The sequence below is a fragment of the Borreliella burgdorferi B31 genome (assembly GCF_000008685.2).
In the GTDB taxonomy this organism is placed as follows: Bacteria; Spirochaetota; Spirochaetia; order Borreliales; family Borreliaceae; genus Borreliella; species Borreliella burgdorferi.
Genome location: NC_001903.1, coordinates 1 through 26498, shown reverse-complemented (window position 1 = coordinate 26498; position 26498 = coordinate 1). Strand labels below are relative to the sequence as shown.

Genomic DNA, 26498 nt, shown 5'->3' with positions numbered 1-26498 from the left:
ATTTTTCTATTGGATTAGCTGTTTTTATATTATATTTTAAAAATTTTACATAAGCTTGTCGATTTCCATTTTTATATTATCGGACAATCCTCCAAATACAATTTGAACACTATTTCCTTTTTTTAATATTCCACTGGCACCTAGATTTTTGAAATAGGCGTCTGATTTAATGACTTCTATTTGTTTTAGATTGACTCTTAATCTTGATGCACATGCATCAATGTATGTAATATTATCTTTTCCTCCAAGACCCTCTAATACTTTTGAAGCGGTTTCTGATAAGCTTGTTTTTTCTGAACTCATCATGGTTTTTTCCATCTCTTCGTCTTCTCTTCCTATTGTTTTAAGATTGAATTTCATGATTGCAAATTTAAATATAAAGTAAAATCCAATAAAGTAGAAGATTCCCAAGATAGGAATTGCTATCCAATTTGTTTTGCTATTTCCCTGAAGTATTCCAAATAGGAACATATCTATAAATCCGCCAGAAAATGTTAGTCCAACTCCTACGTTTAAAAGGTGTGTTAAAAGATATGCTAGTCCAAAAAGAGGAACATATATAAAGTAATAAAGTGCTGGTGCTGCAAAAAGGAATGCAAATTCAAGAGGCTCTGTAATTCCTGTTAACATTGATGTAAAGCTAGCAGATAGTAGCAATGAAGCTACGTTTTTTTTATTTTCAGGTTTTGATGTATGGTACATAGCAAGCGCCGCCCCAGGTAATCCAAAAATCATAACAACAAATTCCCCGCTAAAAAATCTTGTTCCTTTTGCAACTTCAAAGTGTACAGTATTGGGATCTGCAAGTTGTTTGAAAAATATATTTTGTGCTCCTGAGATTAATTCGTTATTTATTTCCAATGTTCCCCCAACAGCTGTTTGCCAAAATGGCAAATAAAATATGTGGTGGAGTCCAAATGGAATTAAAGATCTTTTTATTGCTCCATATGCAAATGTTCCAAAAAGTCCTGATTGTTCTACAATTCTTCCAAACGAAGTCATTGCACCTTGGATAAAAGGCCAAATAAATGTTAAAAATATTCCTACCACAAACATTGCCATTGTAGTTACAATTGGCACAAATCTTGTGCCCCCAAAAAATGCTAAGAATGTGGGTAATTGAATATTATGGAATCTGTTGTGAAGAAAGACAGCAACAAATCCTGCTATCAATCCTCCCATTACGCTCATTTGAAGAGAGAATATTCCAAGTACACTTGTATATTCCTGGCTTTTTGCAGTTGCAGCTGTTTCAGGCATTCCTAATTCCAATAGTGCTTTTAAGCTTGCGCTTTCTGGTGTGATTCCTTGTATGTACAAAATCCCATTTATAGTTTGATGCATAACCAAAAATCCCACTACTCCTGCTAAAGCAGCTGTTCCTTTTTCTACTTTAGCAAGTCCGATTGGAATTGCCGCTGCAAACATTAAGGGCAGATTAGCAAAAATTACTTCCCCTGTATATTTCATAAGATAAAGTATTGAGTTAGCAACAGTTCCTTTTCCAAGGACTTCTTCTAATCCATAAGCCTGAATCATTGTTTCATTAGTAAATGCTCCCCCAATTCCCAATAAAATTCCAGCTGCTGGTAAAAGTGCTATTGGAAGCATGAAGGCTTTTCCTATTTTTTGTAATATTGTAAATATAGATATAGATGCTGATGATGTTGACATAATTTTCCCCTTTTTATTAAGTGCAAATTAATTAATTAAAATAATTAATTTGAATAATACGCTTAATATCTTAACAAGATTTTTTAATCTTGTAAATATCAGTATAGAATAAATGATAGTATATTGAATTGCTGTTTATAAAATTTTGTATTTATAAAAAACATTAAAGATTGTTTTTCCCTTTAATTTCATGGCATTTGTTATAAAGCATTGCTTATAATCTTCGTTTTCATTGAAATTATTTTAAATTAAATTTAGAAATAAATCGGATCAATTTGGATTAGGGTGTTTGCAATGGAATTAATCATCAATTAGCATTGTAAAGTTAAATACCGATTAAATATTTATAGATTTCACTAGTTTTGTCAGAGTAATCTATGGGCAGTTTATTGTCGCCATCTCTGATATTTGGATTAGCGCCTTTTTCGATAAGTGATTTAATAAAATTTAAATCATATTTTTGAATTATGGCACTATGAAGAGCTGTTTGAGAATTTTGATTTGTTAAATTAATATTAAATTCTTTTGTTATTAAATAATTTATAATACTTTTTGCTTTTACATTTATGGCATAAGTAAATATTGGATTGCCGTTGGAAAATATTGTATTTAGTGAAAAAATATTATTATTTTTTAATAAAAATTCTTTAAAATCATCAAGTTTATCATTTTCAGTTAAATTTTGTAGTTGCTTTTTTTTCTCAATGTATAAACCATATTCTTTTTTGATTTTTATTGCCTTAAGAAAATCATCTTTATTTTCTTGCAAGTCTATGTAATAAGGGCTCATGTCTATATTATTTTTATAATATTCTATGGGAGTGATAATATTTTTTTCATCAAGATAGTAAACGTTTATTAGTTCTTTGAAGTTTATGTTTTTATTTTCTGGGATTAGATCAAATCTAACTTTATAGCTTTCAAATTTTTTAAAAGGGATTAAATTATAATTTTGATCGTAAAACAGTAATTCTGTTATTTGTCCGTTTGTATTTTTTATAACAGGAATAATATTTCCATTCTCATCAATACTTATTTCTGTATTTTCTCCATTTAGAATAGGTAATTTATATTTATTATAAATAGGGGTAATATTTTCTTTTATTTGTTCTAGTTTTTCTTTAATTTCTGAATTTGTTGTCCTAATATAATTTTTATAATTTGTTTGAATTTCATAAGAACTTTTTCCAATGTTTTTAGCATATTTCTCAAAACTAGCATTAAACACTGTATATAGTGGATCAAATTTTGACATCAATTCCATTCTTATTGGTACTGGAAAATTTAGTAGGTATTTTTGAAAAAATTGTTCGTTTATTTTATGTATTTCGAAAAATTCTTTTTCGAAAATATTAAAATCTTCTAATAATTGCTTTTCGGTGAAGTAATAAGATAAATTTGAACTAATAATAAAAAGAGTAAAAAAAGTTAAATAATATAAAAAGTATAAATTTTTTAATTTATCTCTGATTTTATTTCTTAAATTTTTATTGAAAATTGTAAAAGATAAAAATCCAATAACAAGGTACCCAGAATATAGAAATATTTTGCTTAGCACATAATAACTCATTTTACATCCTTTTAAAGTTTATTTTTAAATTATATCAAAATATTTCTATATTTTTATTTACTTTACTTTATTTTACTAAAAGCATACAATTAGGCATTAAATGAAGAAGTTTTTAATATCCGTTTATTTTTTATTGTTTTATGGTTGTTCAACTATATCTTTGGTAAAAATACCAGAAAAAGATAAAATAAATTTAACTGTTTTATCATCTTTAATGAATTATCCTGATTTGAAGATTTCAAATTTTAAAATAAAAGACTACGAACATTTGCATTATTCATCTGATTTTGAAAGCTTGAGTGATACTAAAAATAGTGCTTATATTTACGTTGATGAATCTAGTTTCAATAATAATATTAATTTTATTAAAGATCTTTTTATTTATAATAAGAAATTATATAGAATACTTATTGCTTATAGCTTGACCCAAGGTGCATCTTTTAAGGCAGAAGTTTTATCTTATCTTGAAAAACAAAAAATTATGAAAAATTTTTCATTGAAAATAAATTTTCCAACTGCTAAAAAATTTATGGATAATAAGTATTGGATTGTAATTGCAAAAAACCATTTAGATTCTCTTGTTAAGAGTAAAAATTATTTAGTCTTGGCGAATGTAAAGATGGAATATATACTCAAAAAGTTTTTAACTTGAGAAAGCTTTTTACTCTAGATCTTCAAATATTTTTTTAATTCGTTCTTTTTTTTCAAGTTCATATTTTTCCAAATCAAGAGCTATTGATTCTTTAATTTTATCTGTATTGTGGAGGTAGATGTTGGCTTCTATTTTTTCTTTTGTGTTTTTAATTTTTAAAAATTTTTTACTCTTTTTTATTTTATCTATTTTGACAAGATCATTAATTATGCTTAATTTTAAATAAATTATATTTTCAGTTACTTGGAATTCTTTTGCTATTGTTTTTTGGGGATACTCTTTAGATTTATATTGAGATAATTTTAATTTTAATGTGGTTGTTGGGATCAATATGTTTGCTGCAAATATGTTAGCTTCTGTTACCATTTGACTATCTTGAATGTTGTTATAATAGTTTTCATTTTTAGATAGATTTTTTATTTGATCTTGATGCATCAAATAATGCCCCAAGTATTTTGCTATTGTAAATCTTTTATTTTCAAGGCTCATGTTTTCATTTATATATAAAGATTTTTTATTTAATTGAATATATCCTGGAAAATCTTTATTCTTATCTTGAAAACTTATTTCGAAAATTTTAAGATCTTCTCCCATGGCAATTTTTACTATAGGAACAGGAATAAGTAATATTTTATGTTTTGATGTTATATAATCCGAATAGGCTTTAGAATTTTCAATACAAGAGCTGAATTTGTTTTCATTCATTTAATATAAATACTCTCCTTTCTGTATTGTATAATATAAGTTAATTATGAAATACTGTTTTTCTTTGATTTTAATGGTTTTTATTTGCTCTTCTTGCAAGATTTTAAATATTGCTGAAGATTTAGAAAAGAATTTTGAAAAAATTGAAAGAGCAGATTATTTTCTTTATTTTTATCCAGACAGTCAAATATACATTAAAAAAGATAAATCGAGCAATAAATTTAGTGTTTTTTTAAATGTTATGTTAGATTCAAATTTAAATTTTACTAAAGGTCATTTAAAATTAATTCAAGACAATAAATATATTGGAAGCATTGCTATTTCTAAGGTAGTTAGTATTGGAAATTTTAAGTTTTTGTACATTAATCTTGATAAAGATAATTTTACTCTTATGTCAAAAGCTTTAACCCCTTACAAAAAGCTAGTCTTTTTATTTAATGAGGATTCTTTTCAGGTTTGGACTAAGGATACCTTGCAATATGATCCAAGATTTATTGATGTTAATTTCAAGAATACAAAAAATACTTTAGAATATGCATTTAAAAACAAAATTTTATAAAAAAACTTACATATTATGGACTTTCTTGAAAATTTTTAAAAAATATTTATTACTTTTTTATTTGCTATTTTTAACATTGTCTTGTTCTACAATCTATTTTGATGGCATTCCCGAATTAAAAAAAGATTCCAAATATATTAAATTAATTCAAGAGAATAATAAAATTTCTTTAAGACATTATTTTACTGTTTCTAATGCTTGGAACTTAAGGTACAAAGAACCTTTATTTTTAAAAGTTGGAAATGATATAATTGCCTTATTTCTATTTAATCGGCATAAGCTAATTGATAATAAATATCTTCAAACCTTTTTTAGCGTTGGAAGAGACATTTCTTTAAAAGCTTATTTAAAGCTTATTAAAGCGAGAAAATTTGTTATTACAAATAGTTCTGAAAAGATTATTAAAACCATTGTATTTTCAAACTTACCTGACAGCGAAGATATTCTTTTCCAGAACAATATGCTTAATAAGGCACAATAGGCCTTTAAAAAGAATTAAAAGCCTAATAATTATTATTGAAAATATTTTTAAACAATAAAAAGGAAAGTTTTATGGGTAAGTATGTAAAAGGTTTATTTTTTCAATTTAAAAACAGTGATATTAACTATAAAAAGGAAATTCTTGCGGGCATTACTACTTTTTTGAGTATGTCATATATTATAGCTGTTAACCCAGCAATACTGTCTAACACAGGCATGCCAATTGGTGCACTAGTTACCGCAACCTGTCTAACAGCAGCATTTTCTACTATACTAATGGGACTTTATACCAATACGCCTTTAGCATTGGCTTCTGGAATGAGCTTGAATGCGTTTTTTGCATTTTCTGTAGTAATTGGGATGAATATACCTTGGCAAGTTGCATTAGCTGCTGTTTTTATTGAAGGACTAATTTTCATTCTCTTATCTTTTTTAAGAGTAAGGGAGCAAATTATAAACTCTATTCCGATAAATTTAAAATATTCTATTTCGGTTGGAATAGGGCTTTTTATTGCTTTTATTGGCTTTGTCAGCGGGGGAATTATCATTAAAAATGATGCTACATTGGTTGGAATCGGATCATTTGTTGACTTGAAAGTTTTATTTACATTTTTAGGATTATTTTTTATTGTAATTTTTGAACAATTAAATGTAAGGGGAAGTATACTTTGGGCAATTTGCTCAGTCACTGCCATAGCTTGGATATATGCAATCTTTAATTTAGAAGGTGCCCAGGCTATTGGAATACAACTTCCCAGCAGGATTTTAAAATTTGAATCCATTGGACCAATATTTAATCAATTAGATTTTTCTTATGTTTTAAATGAGCATTTTTGGACTTTTATATCAATAGTTTTTATTCTCTTGTTCAATGATTTATTTGATACTGTGGGTATTTTAATAAGCGTTACAACAAAAGGTGGCATGTTGGATAAAAATGGAAAAATTCCTAATGCAAAAAAAATATTACTGGTAGACGGCATTGCTACTACTTTTGGAGCAATAATGGGTGTTTCCACTGTTACTACTTATATTGAAAGTTTTACAGGAATTGCTGAGGGTGGAAAAACGGGCCTTACTTCAATTGTAACTGGAACATTATTTCTATTTGCAGTTTTTTTTGCCCCATTGTTTATTGCCGTTCCTGCTAGCGCAACTGCTGCAGCATTAATATATGTAGGATTTTCAATGTGTAGAGAAATAATTAAAATTGATTTCTTTAATATTAGAGAAAATATTTCCAGCTTTTTAATATTTTTTTTGATTCCTTTAGCTTATAGCATTTCTTCAGGATTTTTTGTTGGCGCAGCATTTTATATTTTAGTAAATGTATCATTTAATTTTTTTAGCAAAGAAAAGATTAAAATTTCTCCTGTACTGCTAATATTATGCTTAATTTTTATTATTAAATTTATTTATGGCTATTAATATTTCTATAAAATTTGATTTATCAATATATTTTATTATTAGATTAAAATCCAATAAATAGCGTTGGTTTTATTTTTGATATAAAATAAAATTTGAGGAGTAATTTGTAATGAATCAATCCAAAGAAACATTGTTATTTCAATTTAAAAATAAAACCATTGATTATAAAAAAGAAATTATCGGTGGTATTACCACTTTTTTAAGCATGGCATACATAATAGCTGTTAATCCGGCAATATTATCTAGCACAGGTATGCCAATTGGCGCATTAGTTACTGCAACTTGCTTAACATCAGCATTTTCTAGTATATTAATGGGGCTTTATACTAATACCCCTATATCACTAGCACCAGGTATGGGTCTTAATGCATTTTTTGCATTTTCTGTAGTAATTGGAATGAATATTCCTTGGCAAGTTGCACTAGCTGCTGTTTTTATCGAGGGGCTAATCTTTATTGTGCTATCTTTATCAAGAGCTAGGGAAAGTATTGCAAATTCCATACCGGTAAATTTAAAATACTCTATTACGGTTGGAATAGGGCTTTTTATTGCCTTTATTGGCTTTGTCAATGGGGGAATTATTGTTAAAAATGATGCTACATTGGTTGGAATTGGATCATTCATTGACTTGAAAGTTTTATTTACATTTTTAGGATTATTTTTTATTGTAATTTTTGAACAATTAAATATAAGGGGAAGTATACTTTGGGCAATTTGCTCAGTCACTGCCATAGCTTGGATATATGCAATCTTTAGTCCAGAAAGCGCAGTAGCTGCTGGAATACGTTTTCCAGATGGAATTTTAAGATTCGAATCTATTGGGCCAATATTTAACCAGTTAGATTTTTCCTACATATTAAGCAAACATTTTTGGAGCTTTATTACAATTGTATTGGTATTGCTGTTTAACGATTTATTTGATACTTTGGGCACTTTAATAGCAGTGGCAGCAAAAGGAAATATGTTAGACAAAAATGGAAAAATTCCTAATGTCGGCAAAATATTTTTAATTGATGCCATTTCTACTACTGTTGGAGCAATAATGGGAGTTTCAACCGTAACCGCATACATTGAAAGTTGCACAGGAATAGAAGAAGGTGGTAAAACCGGACTTACAACAATAGTAACGGGAATAATGTTCTTTATTGCAATATTCCTTTCACCATTATTTATTGCAGTTCCTGCTAGTGCAACTGCTGCAGCACTAATATATGTAGGATTTTCAATGTGCAGAGAAATATTGAAAATTAATTTCTCTAATATAAGAGAAAATATTCCCAGTTTTTTAATACTTTTTCTAATCCCCTTAACATACAATATCTCTTCGGGGATAAGTATTGGAATAATATTTTATGTTTTAATAAACATAATACTTAATTTATTGGAAAATAAAAAAAATAAAATCTCTCCAGTAATGATAATACTGTGCCTAGTTTTTATTATTAAATTTATTTATATTTATTAACCGATTTGTTATTTATAAAAAAAATTTAAAATTTGCAATTTCAAAAACCTAAATTATAAATCATAAAAAAGAGTCTTTATTTTTTAAATAGTTAAGTCTATTTAACAACTTTTTAAAATCTCACATAAAACCAAAGAAACTACTATTATCTTTAAAAATTTGCCAAAACCGTTTAAGCCTACTTAAAGTCTTTAAAATCAAATTTCTAGCACCCAATTTTGTTTATATTTAAATGCTTAAATTCAATTTATTAACGGCTTTTGTAATAAGTTTTTATTCTTTAAGAGAAGAGCTTAAAGTTAAAATGAATTTTAAGAAATTTTTTGAGAAAATAAAAAAATAAAAGCCAAGAAATCTTTCTTGACTTATATTGACTTTATTTTTCCAGTTACTTTTTTAAAACAAATTAATCTTATAATATTGATCTTAATTAAGGTTTTTTTGGACTTTCTGCCACAACAGGGCTTGTAAGCTCTTTAACTGAATTAGCAAGCATCTCTTTAGCTGCTTTTGACAAGACCTCTACTGATTCAAATAATTTTCCAAGTTCTTCAGCACCTTTAGTTTTAGTACCATTTGTTTTTAAAATGGCTTCTTTTGCATCAGCATCAGTAACACCTTCTTTACCAAGATCTGTGTGTTTTTCTTTTAATTTATTAGTAAATGTTTCAGAACATTTCTTAGCCGCATCAATTTTTTCCTTTAATCCTTCATTTTTCAATCCATCTAATTTTTGTTTTATTAGGGTTGATATTGCATAAGCTCCCGCTAACAATGATCCATTGTGATTATTTTCGGTATCCAAACCATTATTTTGGTGTATTTTTTTACCAATAGCTTTAGCAGCAATTTCATCTATAGATGACAGCAACGCTTCAACCTCTTTCACAGCAAGTAAAACCGCATTAGAATCCGTAATTTTTTTACTTATTTCTGTAAGATTAGGCCCTTTAACAGACTCATCAGCAGAATTTGCAGATGTATTCCCATCTTTCCCTGAATTATTACAAGATATAAATAAAAATAAAGTCATTAATATTGCACTTAATGTATTCTTTTTCATTAATTTGTGCCTCCTTTTTATTTATGAATTATTAGTCCAACAATTTTGTTTTTCAATTTTTTATTTGAAAAAATAATTTTTTCAAATTCTTCAATATCTTGAATAAATATTGAAGAATTTGAAAAATATTGTCTTAATTTGATTTTAAAATCGACATAAGCAAAGCCAAATATGCTAAAATTAAATGAAGTATACTTTAATAAAAAAAGTTTTAATTTATTTAAGGACTTATATAATGAATACTCAGGCAATACTTGTATTAGATTTTGGATCCCAATATAGCCAACTAATTGCAAGAAGAATTAGAGAAATTGGCGTTTATACAAAAGTAATACCTTACTATACTCCTTTAAAAGAAATTAAAAATATGAATATCTCAGGAATAATACTAAGTGGAAGTCCTGCTTCTGTTTATTCAAAAGAAGCTCCTACCTTGAATATGGAAATTTTTAATTTGAAAATACCTATTTTGGGTATATGTTATGGAATGCAAATAATTGTTAAATTATTTGGGGGCCTAGTATCTAAAGACTCTAAGCAAGAATATGGGAGCTCTGAAATCTTTCTAAGAGATGAAAAATCTCTTTTATTTTCAGAACTTCCAAACAAATTTCAAATTATCATGAGTCATGGAGACAGTATTGAAAAAATTCCTGATAATTTCAAACAATTAGCTTTTACAAAAAATTGTATTGCTTCTATATCAAATGAAACTCAAAAAATTTACGGCCTACAATTCCATCCAGAAGTAACTCATTCTGAATTTGGTGATCAAATAATTAAAAATTTTGTTTTTAAAATTTGCCAAGCCCAAATTAATTGGTCATTAGAAGGCAATCTAGAAACCATTGTGAAAAAAATTAAGCTTAAAGTGGGAAGCAAAAAGGTTATTTTAGGACTTTCTGGTGGCACAGACTCTTTAGTTTGCGCATTGCTTATAAAAAAAGCTATAAACGAAAATTTGATCTGCGTTTTTGTAAACACTGGATTGTTGCGCAAAAATGAAGATAAAAAAATACTAGAATTAAAGCATCAATATGATTTAAATATAAAATATATTGATGCTTCTACAAAATTCTTGAACCGTTTAAAAAATATAAGTGATCCTGAGGAAAAGAGAAAAATAATAGGAAAAGAATTTGTAGATGTTTTTGAAAAAATTACTCTAGAAGATCAAAATATAGAATATTTAGCTCAAGGAACAATTTATTCTGACGTAATTGAATCTAAATCAAAAGACAGCTCTTCTTCAAAAATCAAGTCTCATCACAACGTAGGGGGACTCCCAGATAAGATGAGTTTAAAACTCTTAGAACCTTTGAATGAATTTTTTAAAGATGAAATAATTCAAATCGGAATAAATCTAGGTATTAAAAAAGAATCTCTTTACAGACATCCATTTCCCGGCCCAGGACTAGCTATAAGAATAATTGGAGAAGTAACACAAGAAAAGATAAATATCTTACAAGAAGCAGACAATATTCTAACAGAGGAGCTTTTTATAAATGATTTATATTATCAAATAAGACAAGCATTTGTTGTATTGCTTCCTGTCAAATCTGTAGGCGTAATGGGAGATCAAAGGACATACGAATATACAGCTGTAATTAGATGTGTAAATACCCAAGACTTCATGACTGCAGAATGGACTGAACTTCCTTACAGTTTTTTAAAAAAAGTTTCTTCAAGAATAATTAATGAAGTTCGGGGTATAAATAGAGTTTGTTATGATATATCTTCTAAGCCTCCATCAACCATAGAATGGGAATAATAAGAACAATAAAAAGGAAAATTTATGCCAAATAAGATAACAAAAGAAGCTTTAACTTTTGATGATGTGTCTTTAATTCCAAGAAAATCATCTGTATTACCTAGTGAGGTTAGTTTAAAAACACAATTAACAAAAAACATATCCCTAAACATACCATTTTTAAGCTCAGCAATGGATACTGTTACAGAAAGCCAAATGGCAATAGCCATTGCTAAAGAGGGTGGAATAGGAATTATACATAAAAATATGTCAATAGAAGCTCAAAGAAAAGAGATAGAAAAAGTAAAAACATATAAATTCCAAAAGACTATTAACACTAATGGAGATACAAATGAGCAAAAACCCGAAATATTTACAGCAAAACAACATCTAGAAAAATCCGATGCATACAAAAATGCAGAACACAAAGAAGATTTTCCTAATGCATGCAAAGATTTAAATAACAAGCTAAGAGTAGGTGCTGCTGTTTCTATTGATATTGATACCATAGAACGAGTTGAAGAGCTTGTAAAAGCACATGTAGATATACTTGTCATAGACTCTGCCCATGGACATTCTACAAGAATAATAGAGCTTATCAAAAAAATTAAAACCAAGTACCCAAACTTAGACCTTATTGCTGGCAACATAGTAACTAAAGAAGCTGCATTAGATTTAATAAGTGTAGGAGCAGATTGTTTAAAAGTAGGAATAGGTCCGGGTAGTATATGCACAACAAGAATCGTTGCGGGAGTTGGAGTTCCCCAAATAACAGCAATCTGCGATGTCTATGAGGCTTGTAATAATACAAATATTTGTATTATAGCAGATGGCGGAATTAGGTTTTCAGGAGATGTGGTTAAAGCCATCGCAGCAGGAGCTGATAGCGTAATGATAGGCAATCTCTTTGCAGGCACAAAAGAATCTCCTTCTGAAGAAATAATTTACAATGGAAAAAAATTCAAATCTTACGTTGGAATGGGCTCTATTTCTGCTATGAAAAGAGGCTCCAAATCAAGATATTTTCAACTAGAAAACAACGAACCTAAAAAATTAGTCCCCGAAGGAATTGAAGGCATGGTACCGTATTCTGGAAAATTAAAAGATATTTTGACTCAATTAAAAGGCGGTTTAATGTCTGGAATGGGCTATTTAGGAGCAGCAACAATATCTGATTTAAAAATAAATTCTAAGTTTGTAAAAATAAGCCATTCTTCATTAAAAGAATCCCATCCTCACGATGTTTTTAGCATAACATAAAAATAAAAAACATTTATCAAATTAAATAACTAACATCTTTAAAAGATCAAAATATTGCATCCTTCTTTTAAAGAAATAACAACCTTGGTAGGAAAAGAATAATAAATATAGCTTTCTGTTTTTGTAATGCTTTTTCTAGTATTAATATATTAATGCTTACTCTATTTAAAAATAATAATTCTAAAATAATTAAGTTAAAGAAATGAATTCTTAATTTAAGAATTCATTTCTTATTTTTGTTTATAGCCAAATCAAAAGATCTAGCTATAAACCATTTTTACTTAAATCATTTAATTGGTTTTATTTCAGATAAATTAAATCTTTCCGAAATATTTGGCTCCCAACCTTTCCACTTGTCGTTTCTAAAAAGATAACTAGAAGAAGTTATATTAAGAAATACAGCCGGAAAATCTCTTTCAATTATTATTGCTTCTGCTTTTTTTAGAATTTCCTGTCTTTTAAAAATATCTCTCTCATTATCTGATTTTATTAAAAGTTCATCATATTCAGAATTTGAATATCCATAAGATGAAAAAGATGTATTTTCAGTTTGAAAGATGCTTAAGAACGTCATAGGATCAGCATAATCTCCTGACCATCCTGATCTTATTATTTCATAATTACCATTTACTCTACTATTTATATATGTTGACCATTCTTCATTCTCAAGCTGTACATTAATATTTAAGTTTTTCTTCCACTGATTTTGAATAAATTCAGCAATTTTTCTCTGGCTATCACTTGTATTGTACTTTACTTTTAATAAAGGAAAATTATTACCATTGGGATATCCTGCATCTGCCAAAAGCTTCTTTGCCATTTCAGCATCAAATAAGCTCAAATTGCTTTTATAAGAGTAATCAATATAATCTGGAGTTGCTCTTCTTGTAGGAATAGAACTATCATTAAGAACGCTCTCTGTTAAGGTTTTTCTATCAATAGCAAAAGACAGCGCCTTTCTAACTTTAACATTGTCAAGCGGTTTTACTTTCATGTTCAAAGAATAAAAAGAGGTTGAATTAATACCCATTGAATAATAATCGTCCCTAAGCTTAAGATCCTTAAGCAAATCTGGTGGAACATTCTTAAAAATTGCATCCAGCTCATCATTTAAATACATATTATAAGCTGTAATGCTATTATCTGTGACAAAAAATATAATACTGTCAAGAACAACATCTTTGGAATTATAATATTTATTATTCTTTTCAAGAACAACCTTTTCATTTAAAACTCTAGATTTTAATTTGAAAGGACCACTAACAACCATATTCTCGGGGTCTGTCCACCTTTGCCCATACTTTTCAATAACGTGCATTGGTACAGGAATAAATGTTTGATGTACTAACATATCAAGAAAATATGGCTTTGGAGATTTTAGCGTTATTTCTAAAGTTTTTTCATCAAGAGCTTTAATTCCAAGCTCAGACTCATTTGCTTTGCCGTCAAAATACTCTTCTGCATTTTTAATAACGGACTTAATCATGTTAACAAAAGATGAGCCGGTTTCTTTATCTAAAATTCTAAGATAAGATTTTCTTATTCCTTCGGCAGTAATGGAAACTCCATCACTCCAAACAAGATTATCTCTTAAATGAAACGTATAAACTACTCCGTCATCAGAAATATCCCAACTTTTAGCAAGTCCCGGTCTGTATCCTCCAGTCCTGGGATCTCCATCTAAAATGCCAAGAAACATTTGGCTTACAATCCCTGATCCAACCGTATCGTTTATTAATTGAGCATCTAAAGTAGCAGGCTCACTTCCAATATTTAGCTTAAAAACCAATTTGTTTCTATTACTTTCATTAACACAAGAAATAAGTAAAATTAAATTGAGAAATAATACAACTTTTAACTTTTTTATCAATATTTTCATACAAGCATCCTTACAAGTTTTTATAAATTTAAATTTTGCCTATATTTTATTATATATGAAATATAATTTCACATTAACGTTATTAAAAGCACTTAAATTATTCTAAAATAAAATTAGCATTTTACATTAAATAAGCAAAATAATTGATCTTATATTGAAAAGATTATAATCTTTTATTGCTTGCTCTCCAATGGTTATTATACATATAAAAAATAATTTTAAATTTAATTATTTATCTATTTGTAAATTAGATTTATTTAGATTTATTATTTTTTAATAAAAAAATAAATTAATATTGAATTTTAAAAAATTAGAATTAAATTCTAAACTAAATTTCATATTTAACACTTCCTTTGTGGCAATAAAAGTTCTATACAAGAACTTTCTTGCTTTTAAAACACCTTTTAAAGAGTTTAAAAACTTTCTTATATATTTCTAACAAAAGCAATGCTAAACAAAAGTAGCAACCAAAAATCCCTAAAATAATGATTTAAAGAAATAAAAAATTAATTTATCAAAAATTGTTTGCAATGATCTAATAAAAAATATATTATTATGTTCACTAGTTTATAATTTTTTTATCAAAGGAGAGGAATATGATATTATATCAAAATCAATTAAAATTTTTAAAATTGTTGGTATTTTTTTTATTAATATCTTGCACTTCCTTAAACGTTGAGCACGATCAATTTGGAAAAACATTTAGAATATACCAAAGCTTAAATAAAAATGCAGAACTTAAGGGTATTTTTAATTATAAAACAGGAATAACTAAAATAGTATTATACACAAGGTTTAGAAACCATAGTATAACAGAACAGAATCCTTTATTGCTGCTGGATGGAACTAAAATTGAGGGAAAAGTAAGCTACAAAAGAGATAATAACCATTTTTTTGGCAACTGGATTAATTATTCATCATTTGTTTTGACCAAATCTTTATTGGAAAGGATGATTAAAGAAGAAGATGCTTCTTATAAGAATAAGGAGGTTAAAATTAGAATTGGATTAGAAGATTTAAGCTTGAAAAAATATAAAATTTTGGACTTTCTAGTAATGGTTGAATCGATTGAAAATAAAGATTATAAAAGTTAATTTTTTAATTTATTGGTATTTATTTTCAGTTTAAAATAAATTTTTATTGCAAAATAGAATTGATATAGAGGCTATATTATTCCTATTTTAATTCTTTGCAAAAATGACAAAGGCTACCTTGTGGTAGCCAACTTATTATTCTAATCAAACAACAAGAGCGAGACATTGCATCTCAATCTATATAGATTATTATATAGTATTTTATTTTTTTGTAAAGTGTTTTTGAAACATTTTTTAAATATAGTACTATTTTATAAATATAGAATATTATTTTTTATTTTTCAAATTGTCATATTTATTTTTAATATTTATAAGTAGTTTTTGATTATCATAATATAGCTCTTTTAATAAGAAGCTTACAAAGTTTGTATTTGATTTATAAAAATTAAGGCTTTTTTCGTCTTCAATTTTTAGCCTAAGTGATCTATTTAATATCCTTTTTGAATTAACTATAGTCTCATTATTTTCTAAAAATTGCATAGCATAATATATTCCTTTTTTTAAAATTAATTCATAATTGATTTTACCACTGTCAATTCCTATTGCTAGTTTAATATATCTATAAACAGTAGTTTTTGCCATATTATAATCTTTTATAAAATGACCAAAGCTTTTATATTTGTCTATAACATAGTACTTATTATCATTAATTTCTTTTAGAATTCTAGCTGTTTCAATTTTATTGTAAGATTCCTCTTTTATCAAAATTTTTAGTTTTTCTTTCAATTTTAAATATCTAGATTCTCTGCTTTTTTTTATTTCATTTCCACTAAGCTCAATTCTTTTGACAATTTCTATTTTTTTATTTAATTTCATCTTTTATTTTTACTCCATTGCATAATTTCAAATTAGTTCCATATGGAACTTTTAGTTCCATATGGAACTAATTTGAAATTATGCTTAAAAAATTTTCAAGTATATTTTCATAAGCTTTATAATAATCTTCATTAGAATTGAATTCTTCTCTGTAAAAAATGGTTTTACGTAAATTATCTCTTTTTGGAACACTTCCTAAAAATTTGCCTTTATATTCGCATTCAATAAACTTTTTAAGTTCTTTATCAATATTTTGTCTTTCAATAAATTTGGTTATTAAATAAAATATTGGCAAATCCTTTCTAAAAAGATCATCAAGCCTGTTAATTATTAGGTCTAAACTTTCAATTGCCCATTGGTCTGTTGGCAAAGGTATGATTAAGTAATCTGAGATGATTAAACTATTATTGAGCAAGCTTCCTAATGTGGGTGCAGTATCCATTATAATAAAGTCGTATCTGTTTTGAATAAAACTTAAGAAAATTTTGAGTAAATTTTCTTTCAATGAAATACTTTCTTCATTAAATCTACTCAGGTTTATGTGGCTTGCTATGAAATCTGTATTATTATCTATTTTGATTGTTGAATTTTCTATGTCTATTTCTTTTTTAAGAACTTTATATATATTGATATCTTTTGGACTAAGGTTTTTTTTTCTTAATATATTAATATAAAAACTTGTACTACTTGCTTGTGGATCTAAATCTATTAATAATATTTTATTATTTTTTTTTGAGAGTATGTTTGTAAACATTAATGATGTTGTACTTTTTCCCACCCCCCCTTTTATTGATGCAATTGTTATTATTTTTGTGTTTTTTTTATCCAATTTACTATCCCTTTATTACTTTCATATTTTTTACCATAAAATTTATGTATTTCTTCTTCAATTTTTAGAGTTCTTTCTAAAAGAGATTTATAAAAAAGTTTATTTTTATTTTTTATCTTGGTGAATATGTATAAGCTTCTTAAATAACAAAAAACGCTTCCTTTTTTAAATTTGAATTCCATATAAAATATTTTTTTTAATCTTATTGTTTTTTTTGTTCCTTTTTCTGAATAATTTATAACAAATGGTCTTGGTAGGTTTTTAAAACCATAAAAAATTCCTAAAAATTTATCGTTTTCTTTTACTGAAAATAAATGAAAACTTTCGTATTTTTTATTATTAAATATATTTCTCAGACATAGCCAAAATTTTCCTTTTTTGGGTTTTGCTTCAAAATTATTTATCATGCTAAAGATTTTTGTGTGATAAATAATTTTGTTTTCTAATTTTTCAATTTTGTTGAAAAAATTTTTTTTTGTTTCTTTATTTTTCATTATATTATTTTTGCTTTACTTTTTAATTTTTTTGTCATATTTTTGTTTTTTTATTAGAGTCTTCATTAATACAATAGCATTTTTTATGTTATTTGATGTATGTATTTGGTTCTCGTTTTCATAATTTTTTTCTCTTTCCATTTTGTTTTTAATTTTAAATTTTTTTATTAGTTTATCAAAGTCTGTATTTTTGAATTTTTTTGCCATAAACCATATTTTTTGTTTCTTTTTTTCTAGATTTTTTTTATAAAATTTTATAATTTTTTTTTCTTCATATTCTTTTAATTCTTCCATAAAATCTTTTAAGTTCCATAATGAATTCTTATAAGTTATGTCGTTTTCTGTTATTTTTTTTATTTCTTCTAGATTTATTGATTTTGATTTTTTTTTTATTTCTTTTTCTAAGAAATTTATAGTTTTTTTTATGTTTTGATTTTTTCTTCTAAAAGAATATTTAGAATTCTTATATTTTTTACTTATATTATTACTTAATACATGTGAAGTTATTTGATGTGAAATTTTGTATTTTTGAGATTCTTCTATTATTTTAATTTTTTTTAGTTGCTTATTTTTTGATTTTTCATGTTTTGTTTTTTTGTCAATAAAATATGCTGTACTGATAATTTTTTTAGCTAATTTTTCAAGGGCTTTATTTATTGTATAGTAAGTAAAACTTCCATTGTTTTTTCCAAGTGGATTGAAATGACTTTTAATTAATCCTAAAGTTTCAAAAATTTTTATATCATTTTGTATCGTCCTTTTAGTGACCCTTTTGAATCCTTTTTTTTCCAATATAGAATTTGTCATTGCTACAACATTGCTTAGAGAGTATTTTTTTTTAGATATGAAGTAGTTGGCGCTTAGTTTTTGGATGACCCAAAATATTTTCAATCTTCGGTCTACTACTTTATTAAAAGGCATCTTGTTGGTTTTTATTTGATACATTTTAAGCTCCTATCGTTTGATCTTTTATTGCATTAAGCACTAAAATTAATAGTAATACACTTATTTAAAAAAGTAAAGTTTTGTTGGTGAATTTGCATTCAAATGTGTAAGAGTCAATAAGTTAAAATTTATGCCTACTTGATTGCAAATTTTTTATGCAATGATCTACTTCTTTTAAGAATTTTAAAAGAAGTGGTTTATATATTTCAAATGTGAATTCTCCCTTTTCTCCGTAAGATTTTAATTTTAGAGTAATATCTTTTTCAATGTTTTTTGCTAGCTCTATTATTTTTTGAGGACTTAATACTATATTTAATGTTTCTTTTATTGTTTTTGAATTCTTTAAGGCTCTCACAGGAGGCTCCATTTTTAATTTTCTATCATTCTCATCATAAATAGAGTTTAGAAAGCGTAATTTATCAGAGTATAAGCTTAAATTCAAAAACAGTATATTTAAATTTTCACAGGGGTAATAATTTGCTATAACAAATGTTTCGTAAGTTTCAGAGGGAGCGTCTGATTTTTCAAATAATTTTGGAATTTTCATACTGTAGATGTAATAATCCTCTATTTCATTATATTCTGTTTTAAGCTCTGTTTTTTCAATTTCAATTTTTCTATTATCAATACGTTTTTGCAAAATATTTTTAGATATTTTAATTTCTTTATCAAAATCTGTTATATATGCTAAAATATACTCCTTATTAAATTTTATACTGTGCGATACGTTCCAATTGTCCTTAAAGTCAATGTTAATGTATTTCCCTGTGCTTTTATCGTAAATGTAGGTTAATAGATCTCTTGAATTAGTTAGTGAAATACTGATAATGCTTTTATTAAAGCTAGATTTTACTTTGAGTTCTGCTTTATATTTTGAATAATTAATTTTTTCTTCATTTATCAAAATATTTTCAGGATCTATTTGTAATCCTTTTTTTTTGATGAAAATATTGACTTTAAAATTTTCTTTTTCTGTTAAAGGGTTGTATACTCCCACAATGGATATTTTATTATCATAATTTCTGCTTATTATCGAGTCTTCTTGAAATTTTAGTTTTCCTAATTTATGGTTTGTATCGTGTAGATTGAAATTACCATTTGGGATGGATTTGCAACCTAAAATTAACAAAAATAAGGAAATGTTTTTAAGGTATTTCATTTTTTGTTCCTTAAGTGATTCTATATAACTGTATAAATTTAATTTTAGTGCAATAATTATATTCTTTTTGATTTTAATTATTAAAGAATTTGTTATACTTTTTATGCAAGCTTTTCTTTAATATTAATATATTTTAGTATATTTAATGAGAAATTTTAGATGAAAAAAAAGTTTAATTTTATTTTTCCCTTTATTATTTTTTTGTTTTCATGCAATATTAGTGTTTCTTCAATTTTTATTAGACCTTTGGATGAGGTAATAAAAAGTGAGATTGCTTTGTATGAATCGTTAGGAGATGGTAAATTTAAAACCGGCATTCATGCTAAGAATTACTTTGATTCTATTAAAGATATTAGTTATTATTCTTATTTTTTTATTTTAGATAAATTTAGCAATAATATTACAATGAAATTGACTTTAAGTTCTAAAAAAGCAAACTTATTAACCTATGATTTTGGTATTTTTTTTGATCGTAAATTTAAATTAGAAATTGTTAATTTAAATTCAAATGAACCTGAATTTAGCGGTATTGATAGTTTTGACAAAAAAATTTCTTTTAAAAATAGAATCAATGGTAATATTCAGAATTTTGCCACTATTATTTTTAATTTGGACGACATAAGGGCTATTAATCGGGAGTTTGAACTTAAAAATAATATTGAGGATCTTAATTCTTCTACCAATGAATTTATATATTTTCTTGATAGTTCTAAAAATCTTGATTTAAGAGAGTCTTACATTACTGTTTATTATTATGTCCTTAAAGCAATTGAAAAATTTTTACAATAAAGAAACTTTTTATTAGTGCATTTATTTATTTTCTATTATTTTGAATTTTTCCCAAGGTTCTATTTTTTCAAGTAGATATATTTCATCATTGATTATTTTCCCAACTACGTTTACAAGACCATTATTTGGGGTATCTTTTAGTGCTATTTGAAGTTCTCCTGTATAACCCAAGTATTCTGAAGAATCTATTAGGATGTCTCCTTTTTTAATTTCATTTGGAGAATGTACAGGAAATTTTTTATTATTGTAGTACACTCTTGGCATAGTTGATCGAATTCTATAGGAATTAATGTCACCTCTATTAAAATGTAAATTTTCAAGGATTATTTCTTTTTCTACTGAATTTGCATCTGGATTTAGGTCTGCTTTGAGCTCTAAAATATTTCTGTTTACCTTTGATACTTTTTTTAGTTCTGTTTCACTTGGAAAACAATTAGAAATTAGGACTGTATCTATTCCTTCTTTGAAAAGATCTTTTGCTTGGGTTTCTATATCTTTAGATCTATGTGATTCTAGCGTAGGAACACCTTCTTTTTCTTTCCCTCGTGCGCATTCTTCTGCATTATTAGAGCTAATAAATGCGGCTGTTGGGATTGAATAATGTTTAAATATTTTTGTTGTTTCTTTAAAGAAATTTCTTGAAAGTCCTGTATATTTGTGAGGATAAAAATTATGACACCCAAGTAAATTTTTTATATTAGGCTTAAAATACATTATTGTATCAATATGTTTATTTATATTGCTTATATTAAGTTGAATCTTAAGGTCAGAGTCGTTAAAAGTCATTAATGATTCTTCAATGCCTGTGAATGTATTGTCTAATCTAATTGCCCAGGCGCCAAGCTTTTTAAAATAATCTAGTTTTGGACAATTTCTAAGATTTGAAAGATCAATGCCTAATTCTTTGAAAATTTCAGGACTTACGTCAATAATAGGTTTCATTCCGTTTTTATTTGCAATGCTAAGTAATTCTTTGAATATGTCAAATTCATTTCCGTTAATATAGAGCAAAGAGGTAAATACTTGAGTAAATCCAAAATGAGCACTTTTTTCAAGATATTTAATAATTTTATTTTTAGGACTTACATTGGGGTATATGGATATTCCAATTTCTTTCATTTTAGCCTTCCTTAAACTGAACTTTTATTGTTAAATGCATTGATTGCAAGTTGTAATACTTTTTCGCCATTCATTGTTCCATAATCGATTGTGTTAATTATTTCGATTGGAATTCCTTTGGGTTTTGTGATTTCTTCAAGTCTTTTTTTATTAAATCTTGACTGTGGTGCAAGTAAAACAACGTCAAATCGGTCAACAACTTCGCTAAGGCGTGTCTCAGCAATAGCTTCAATTGTTGCATTTATATTTTTTGATTTGGCATATTTTTCAATTCTTTGTACCAGCATACTTGTGGACATCCCAGCTCCACATACAAGTAGTATGTTCATATTTTCTCCTATTTTTTTATTTCATTTATTATTTTGTAAACATTGATTAATTCTTCAAAAATGCTTAATTCTGAAATTGCAGACATTAAATGATCTTCAGCATGAATTAAAATAAAAGGCGTTTTGACAGAGTTTGGATTAGTGGCTGATTGATGTATTATTTCTCTGTGTGCTTCATGGGCCTTTGCAATGGATTTTTTACTTTCTTGTATAGTAAGCTCTGCCTTGTCATATTCTTTGTTTTTGGCATATTCTAAAGCTTCTCTTAGAAAGCTTTTAGCCTCACCAGAGTAAGCTACAACAGGCATGCTTATTTTGTCTATTAATTCTTCTATGCTATATATTTTTTTATTCATGTATAAAATATACTCCTTTTATTTATAAAGCAATAATTAATATTATTTAATATATCTTACAAATATTATATTATAAGATATATTTAAAATAAATAATTTTATTATAAATATATCTTATAAGGATTTTATTATCATTGCTATTAATTATACCATGTTATTATAAATATTGTAAGTCATTAATTATAACTTTTAATTAGTTTTTATTGAGAGATAAATTATATTATAATAAATATTGTAAGTTATTAATTATAACTTTTAATTAGTTTTTATTGGAGGATGGTTTTCATGAATTTTCAAGATTTTATTGAAACTACTTTAGTTCCTATTGCTAGCAAAATTGGTTCAAATAGATATTTAATTGCTTTAAGAGATGGCTTTACTTTTTCTATGCCCTTTTTAATAGTTGGTTCTTTTATTTTACTTTTAGTTAATTTGCCCTTTACAGATTCTCAAACATTGTTATACCAACAGTGGTATGTTGATTTAATGGCTAAATATAAAGGAAATCTTGTTCAGCCATTTTATGTAAGTATGGGTATTATGTCTATATTTGTTGTTTTTGGTATTGGTTATAACTTATCTAATCATTATAAACTTAGTGGGATTACAGGAGGATTTTTATCTCTTTATACATTTTTAATTTTAGCTGGACAATCAGATTGGATACCTTACGGTGGAGATGCTGCTAAATGGGGAATTCAGCCCAATTCATGGTTTCCTGTAATTGATGCAAGATATTTTAGTGCTCAAGGAGTATTTACGGCTATTATTGCTGCTATTTTTTCTGTTGAGGTTTATAAATTTTTAGTTCAAAAAAATATGGCAATTAAGCTTCCAGAGTCTGTTCCGCCTGCTGTTTTAAAATCTTTTGAAGCTTTAATTCCTGTTGTTGCGCTTTCAATTGTAGCTCAAAGTGTTAATATTGCTATTCAAAGTTCTTTAGGAAGCCTTTTTCCCGAAATAATTATGAGCATGTTTAGGCCTGTTTTGCAAATTAGCGATACTTTAGTTGGGACTTTAACAATTTCTTTTATTGTTCATATATTATGGTTTTGTGGTCTTCATGGTACCAATGTTATTATTGCTCTTCTTAATCCTATAATTTTGTCAAATCTTGATTCTAATATTAGGGCTCTTTCTGACAATCTTCCACTTCCTCATATTTTAGCGGGGGGATTTCTTGATTCATTTGTGTATATTGGTGGTGCTGGCGCAACCCTAGGGCTTGCTATTGCTATGATGCTTAGTAAATCCCAACATCTAAAGGCTATAGGTAGACTTTCATTTGCGCCTGGTCTTTTTAATATTAATGAACCTATTATGTTCGGTGCACCAATAGTTTTAAATCCTATATTAGGCATTCCTTTTTTACTTATCCCTATATTTAATATAATTGTTGCATATACTCTTACTAATTTTGGAATTATTGAAAGGGTTAGAACTCTGGTTCCATGGACAACCCCTGCTCCTATTGCAGCTTTTTTTTCTACAGGGCTTGATATTAAATCGTTTGTTCTAGTTTTATTATTATTGATTATTTCAGTATTTATGTATTTACCCTTTATTAAAGCGTATGATAAGGCTCTACTTTTGCAGGAAAAAGAATAGGAAATTTTTTTAGAATTGCTATTGCAAAACTTGTGATACACAATATTAGAGAGCTATTTATAAATAGCTCTTTTTTTGGGAGATAAAAGAATTTATTTAAAATTCGAAGTTTATTATTTTATGATTTAAATTAATAAAAAGATTTATCGGTGTGAATAGAATATTTCTTTGGTTTATTATGCATCCTAGTACATATTATATAATTTAATTTAATATATAAGCATATTTTTTTAAAATCAGAAATTTTTTACTTAGCTAAAGATTTTAAACTTGGTATAATTGAATTAATATGCCTCCAAAAGTGAAGATAAAAAATGATTTTGAAATATTTAGAAAAGAATTAGAAATTCTATATAAAAAATATCTCAATAACGAGCTTTCATATTTAAAATTGAAAGAAAAACTAAAAATTCTTGCAGAGAATCACAAAGCTATTCTTTTTAGAAAAGATAAATTTACAAATCGTTCAATAATTTTAAATCTTTCAAAGACTCGTAAAATAATTAAAGAATATATTAATCTTTCAGTAATTGAAAGGATTAGAAGAGATAATACTTTTTTATTTTTTTGGAAATCAAGAAGAATAAAAGAATTAAAAAATATAGGAATTAAAGATCGAAAAAAAATAGAAGAGTTGATATTTTCAAATCAAATGAATGATGAGAAGTCCTATTTTCAATATTTTATAGATTTGTTTGTAACTCCAAAATGGTTAAATGATTATGCTCATAAATATAAAATTGAAAAAATTAATAGTTATAGGAAAGAGCAGATATTTGTTAAAATTAATTTAAATACCTATATTGAAATAATTAAGCTTCTACTGAATCAAAGTCGAGATATTAGATTAAAATTTTATGGAGTTTTAATGGCAATAGGACGTCGTCCTGTTGAAGTAATGAAGCTTTCACAATTTTATATCGCAGATAAAAATCATATTCGTATGGAGTTTATTGCAAAAAAGCGAGAAAATAATATTGTTAATGAAGTTGTTTTTCCAGTTTTTGCAGATCCTGAATTAATAATTAATTCCATAAAAGAAATACGCTATATGGAGCAGACTGAGAATCTTACTAAAGAGATAATCTCTTCTAATCTTGCATACAGTTATAATAGATTGTTTCGTCAAATTTTTAATAATATTTTTGCTCCTGAAGAGTCTGTCTATTTTTGCAGAGCAATTTATTGTAAATTTTCTTATCTTGCATTTGCGCCTAAAAACATGGAAATGAATTATTGGATAACAAAAGTTTTGGGGCACGAGCCAAATGACATAACAACGGCCTTTCATTATAATCGGTATGTTTTAGATAATTTAGACGATAAGGCAGATAATAGCTTATTAACATTGCTTAATCAAAGAATTTATACATATGTTAGACGTAAAGCTACTTATTCTACTCTTACAATGGATCGTTTAGAAAGTTTGATAAAAGAACATCATATATTTGATGATAATTATATTAAAACGTTGATTGTAATTAAAAATTTGATGTTAAAGGATAATTTAGAAACTTTGGCAATGGTTAGAGGATTGAATGTTAAAATTCGCAAAGCTTTTAAAGCCACATATGGATACAATTATAACTATATAAAACTTACAGAATACTTATCAATAATTTTTAATTATAAGCTATAGTTTTTGTTTTTTTAAATTCAGGCATTATCAATATATTTGGGAAATATTAGGAAATATTTTATTAATAAGATATTATATAATTTGTATGAAAATAGGTCCTCATTATTTTTTTAAAAAAATTTTAAAATCTAATGACAATAGAACGATTTACATTTCTTATCTTTATGATAGATTGGCTTCAGTTAAGCCAGCAGGAGAATGGCTTAGAATTTATTTTAAAGACTCCAAAAGAGGTAAAAAATATTTTATTCTTTTTAATAGGAATAGTTCAAATGGTAGTTTTATTTCGTGCAGTTTTTTAAAAACAAGTTGTAATTGTGGGCTTGATATTAAATTCTCTGATGGCAATTTGAATATTTTTTGTAGAAACAGAAAGTCTTTAGAGTTTTTGAAATTTAAAGTCGAACATTTTTTTAGAACTAGTGTGTCTTGCTATAAGAATAACAATTCTTATGTGCACAATATTAAACCAAAAAATAAGGTTAAGGTACTTGTTAAACGAGAGGCAAGCCCTAATAATAAATTTTAAAATCATTAAATTGAAAAGGATAATTTTCATCTAAAACTATTTTTTCAATGTTTTTAATGTTTGAATACTTATTCCCATTTAATAATTTTTCAAATTTTTTCATTTGTTCTTTAGTATTAAAGAAAGCTACAATTTCTACCCTTCCATCGTTGAGATTTTTTACAAATCCTTTTAGTTTCATATTATTTGCTATTTGCTCTGTGAAAAATCTAAAACCAACACCTTGCACCTTGCCAGAAATAAAATATTGTTGTTTATACATTATTACCTTCTTTGTATAAAATCTATCCAATAGAAAAGTTTTAAA

Annotated in this window: 27 protein-coding genes; 12 read left to right on the top strand and 15 right to left on the bottom strand. The window is 26.3% G+C overall.

The features are described from left to right. Positions 1–45 precede the first annotated feature (45 nt). A complete protein-coding gene (locus tag BB_RS05605; protein WP_010890592.1) occupies positions 46–1674 on the bottom strand; it encodes a PTS transporter subunit EIIC in 1629 nt (542 codons plus the stop codon). 325 nt (positions 1675–1999) lie between these two features. Next, positions 2000–3244 carry an ankyrin repeat domain-containing protein gene (locus BB_RS05600; RefSeq protein ID WP_010890598.1) on the bottom strand — a complete coding sequence of 415 codons (1245 nt, stop codon included), beginning with the start codon at positions 3242–3244 and terminating at the stop codon, positions 2000–2002. 100 nt (positions 3245–3344) lie between these two features. On the opposite strand from BB_RS05600, the gene BB_RS05595 reads away from it, so the two are divergent. Beyond that, positions 3345–3896 carry a lipoprotein gene (locus BB_RS05595; RefSeq protein WP_010890599.1) on the top strand — a complete coding sequence of 184 codons (552 nt, stop codon included), beginning with the start codon at positions 3345–3347 and terminating at the stop codon, positions 3894–3896. A gap of 9 nt (positions 3897–3905) precedes the next feature. Here BB_RS05595 and BB_RS05590 read toward each other — a convergent pair whose 3' ends face one another. Next, a complete protein-coding gene (locus tag BB_RS05590) occupies positions 3906–4601 on the bottom strand; it encodes an ImmA/IrrE family metallo-endopeptidase (RefSeq protein WP_010890600.1) in 696 nt (231 codons plus the stop codon). 46 nt (positions 4602–4647) lie between these two features. On the opposite strand from BB_RS05590, the gene BB_RS05585 reads away from it, so the two are divergent. The 4 genes from BB_RS05585 (at position 4648) to BB_RS05570 (ending at position 8533) form a co-directional block, all read left to right on the top strand. Continuing rightward, positions 4648–5160: a hypothetical protein gene (locus BB_RS05585; protein ID WP_012672918.1), complete on the top strand. Its 513-nt coding sequence runs from the start codon at positions 4648–4650 to the stop codon at positions 5158–5160. Then, positions 5135–5641, top strand: a complete 507-nt coding sequence (locus BB_RS05580) for a hypothetical protein (RefSeq protein ID WP_010256197.1) — start codon at positions 5135–5137, stop codon at positions 5639–5641. The genes BB_RS05585 and BB_RS05580 overlap by 26 nt, the downstream gene beginning before the upstream one ends. A gap of 71 nt (positions 5642–5712) precedes the next feature. Then, positions 5713–7068, top strand: a complete 1356-nt coding sequence (locus BB_RS05575) for an NCS2 family permease (RefSeq protein ID WP_010890593.1) — start codon at positions 5713–5715, stop codon at positions 7066–7068. Between the two features lie 109 nt (positions 7069–7177). After that, positions 7178–8533: an NCS2 family permease gene (locus tag BB_RS05570; RefSeq protein ID WP_010890594.1), complete on the top strand. Its 1356-nt coding sequence runs from the start codon at positions 7178–7180 to the stop codon at positions 8531–8533. Positions 8534–8963: 430 nt separating this feature from the next. Here the strand turns inward: BB_RS05570 and ospC are convergent, their stop codons facing one another. Both ospC and BB_RS07760 read right to left on the bottom strand, forming a co-directional pair. Further along, complete coding sequence (ospC, locus tag BB_RS05565) at positions 8964–9596, bottom strand: outer surface protein OspC (RefSeq protein ID WP_010890595.1); 633 nt, start codon at positions 9594–9596, stop codon at positions 8964–8966. Positions 9597–9613: 17 nt separating this feature from the next. Beyond that, positions 9614–9847, bottom strand: a complete 234-nt coding sequence (locus BB_RS07760; protein WP_044283680.1) for a hypothetical protein — start codon at positions 9845–9847, stop codon at positions 9614–9616. On the opposite strand from BB_RS07760, the gene guaA reads away from it, so the two are divergent. Then, the gene (gene guaA / locus BB_RS05560; RefSeq protein WP_010890581.1) at positions 9832–11367 is read left to right on the top strand and encodes a glutamine-hydrolyzing GMP synthase; all 1536 of its coding nucleotides are present in this window, start codon (positions 9832–9834) and stop codon (positions 11365–11367) included. The two genes, BB_RS07760 and guaA, sit on opposite strands and share 16 nt — an antisense overlap. Positions 11368–11391: 24 nt before the next feature. Further along, positions 11392–12606, top strand: coding sequence for an inosine-5'-monophosphate dehydrogenase (gene guaB, locus BB_RS05555; RefSeq protein ID WP_010890582.1), 1215 nt, complete (start codon positions 11392–11394; stop codon positions 12604–12606). A 286-nt stretch (positions 12607–12892) separates the two neighbouring features. On the opposite strand, the gene BB_RS05550 is transcribed toward guaB, so the two are convergent. Continuing rightward, a complete protein-coding gene (locus BB_RS05550) occupies positions 12893–14485 on the bottom strand; it encodes a peptide ABC transporter substrate-binding protein (RefSeq protein ID WP_010890583.1) in 1593 nt (530 codons plus the stop codon). Positions 14486–15081: 596 nt separating this feature from the next. On the opposite strand from BB_RS05550, the gene BB_RS05545 reads away from it, so the two are divergent. Further along, a complete protein-coding gene (locus BB_RS05545; protein ID WP_010890584.1) occupies positions 15082–15579 on the top strand; it encodes a hypothetical protein in 498 nt (165 codons plus the stop codon). 267 nt (positions 15580–15846) lie between these two features. Here the strand turns inward: BB_RS05545 and BB_RS05540 are convergent, their stop codons facing one another. The 5 genes from BB_RS05540 to BB_RS05520 form a co-directional block, all read right to left on the bottom strand. Then, positions 15847–16395: a chromosome replication/partitioning protein gene (locus BB_RS05540; RefSeq protein ID WP_010890585.1), complete on the bottom strand. Its 549-nt coding sequence runs from the start codon at positions 16393–16395 to the stop codon at positions 15847–15849. Positions 16396–16462: 67 nt separating this feature from the next. Beyond that, the gene (locus tag BB_RS05535; protein WP_010890586.1) at positions 16463–17224 is read right to left on the bottom strand and encodes a ParA family protein; all 762 of its coding nucleotides are present in this window, start codon (positions 17222–17224) and stop codon (positions 16463–16465) included. Continuing rightward, entirely contained in the window at positions 17200–17718 is a 519-nt protein-coding gene (locus tag BB_RS05530) for a DUF226 domain-containing protein (RefSeq protein ID WP_010256164.1), read from the bottom strand. Before BB_RS05530 ends, BB_RS05535 begins: the two co-directional genes overlap by 25 nt. Positions 17719–17733: 15 nt before the next feature. Then, positions 17734–18663, bottom strand: coding sequence for a plasmid maintenance protein (locus tag BB_RS05525; protein WP_010890587.1), 930 nt, complete (start codon positions 18661–18663; stop codon positions 17734–17736). Between the two features lie 121 nt (positions 18664–18784). Continuing rightward, a complete protein-coding gene (locus BB_RS05520) occupies positions 18785–19822 on the bottom strand; it encodes a lipoprotein (RefSeq protein WP_010890596.1) in 1038 nt (345 codons plus the stop codon). 159 nt (positions 19823–19981) lie between these two features. Here BB_RS05520 and BB_RS05515 point away from each other — a divergent pair, with 159 nt between their 5' ends. Continuing rightward, positions 19982–20611: a hypothetical protein gene (locus BB_RS05515; protein WP_012686628.1), complete on the top strand. Its 630-nt coding sequence runs from the start codon at positions 19982–19984 to the stop codon at positions 20609–20611. 21 nt (positions 20612–20632) lie between these two features. Here BB_RS05515 and BB_RS05510 read toward each other — a convergent pair whose 3' ends face one another. The 3 genes from BB_RS05510 to BB_RS05500 are packed head-to-tail and all read right to left on the bottom strand — an operon-like array spanning position 20633 to position 22415. Beyond that, positions 20633–21730 (bottom strand): alpha3-beta1 integrin-binding protein, encoded by a 1098-nt coding sequence (locus BB_RS05510; protein WP_010890588.1) that lies wholly within the window; start codon positions 21728–21730, stop codon positions 20633–20635. Between the two features lie 11 nt (positions 21731–21741). Next, positions 21742–22059 (bottom strand): PTS sugar transporter subunit IIB, encoded by a 318-nt coding sequence (locus tag BB_RS05505; RefSeq protein ID WP_012593119.1) that lies wholly within the window; start codon positions 22057–22059, stop codon positions 21742–21744. Between the two features lie 8 nt (positions 22060–22067). Next, positions 22068–22415 carry a PTS sugar transporter subunit IIA gene (locus BB_RS05500; protein WP_010258204.1) on the bottom strand — a complete coding sequence of 116 codons (348 nt, stop codon included), beginning with the start codon at positions 22413–22415 and terminating at the stop codon, positions 22068–22070. Between the two features lie 285 nt (positions 22416–22700). On the opposite strand from BB_RS05500, the gene celB reads away from it, so the two are divergent. The 3 genes from celB to BB_RS05485 all read left to right on the top strand — a co-directional run bounded on the left by celB (position 22701) and on the right by BB_RS05485 (position 26191). Further along, entirely contained in the window at positions 22701–24023 is a 1323-nt protein-coding gene (gene celB, locus BB_RS05495) for a PTS cellobiose transporter subunit IIC (RefSeq protein WP_010890590.1), read from the top strand. Between the two features lie 289 nt (positions 24024–24312). Then, positions 24313–25662 carry a telomere resolvase ResT gene (gene resT, locus BB_RS05490; protein WP_010256138.1) on the top strand — a complete coding sequence of 450 codons (1350 nt, stop codon included), beginning with the start codon at positions 24313–24315 and terminating at the stop codon, positions 25660–25662. A gap of 85 nt (positions 25663–25747) precedes the next feature. Then, positions 25748–26191, top strand: coding sequence for a hypothetical protein (locus tag BB_RS05485; protein WP_010890597.1), 444 nt, complete (start codon positions 25748–25750; stop codon positions 26189–26191). On the opposite strand, the gene BB_RS05480 is transcribed toward BB_RS05485, so the two are convergent. Further along, entirely contained in the window at positions 26175–26453 is a 279-nt protein-coding gene (locus BB_RS05480) for an acylphosphatase (RefSeq protein ID WP_010890591.1), read from the bottom strand. The two genes, BB_RS05485 and BB_RS05480, sit on opposite strands and share 17 nt — an antisense overlap. Between the last annotated feature and the right edge of the window lie 45 nt (positions 26454–26498).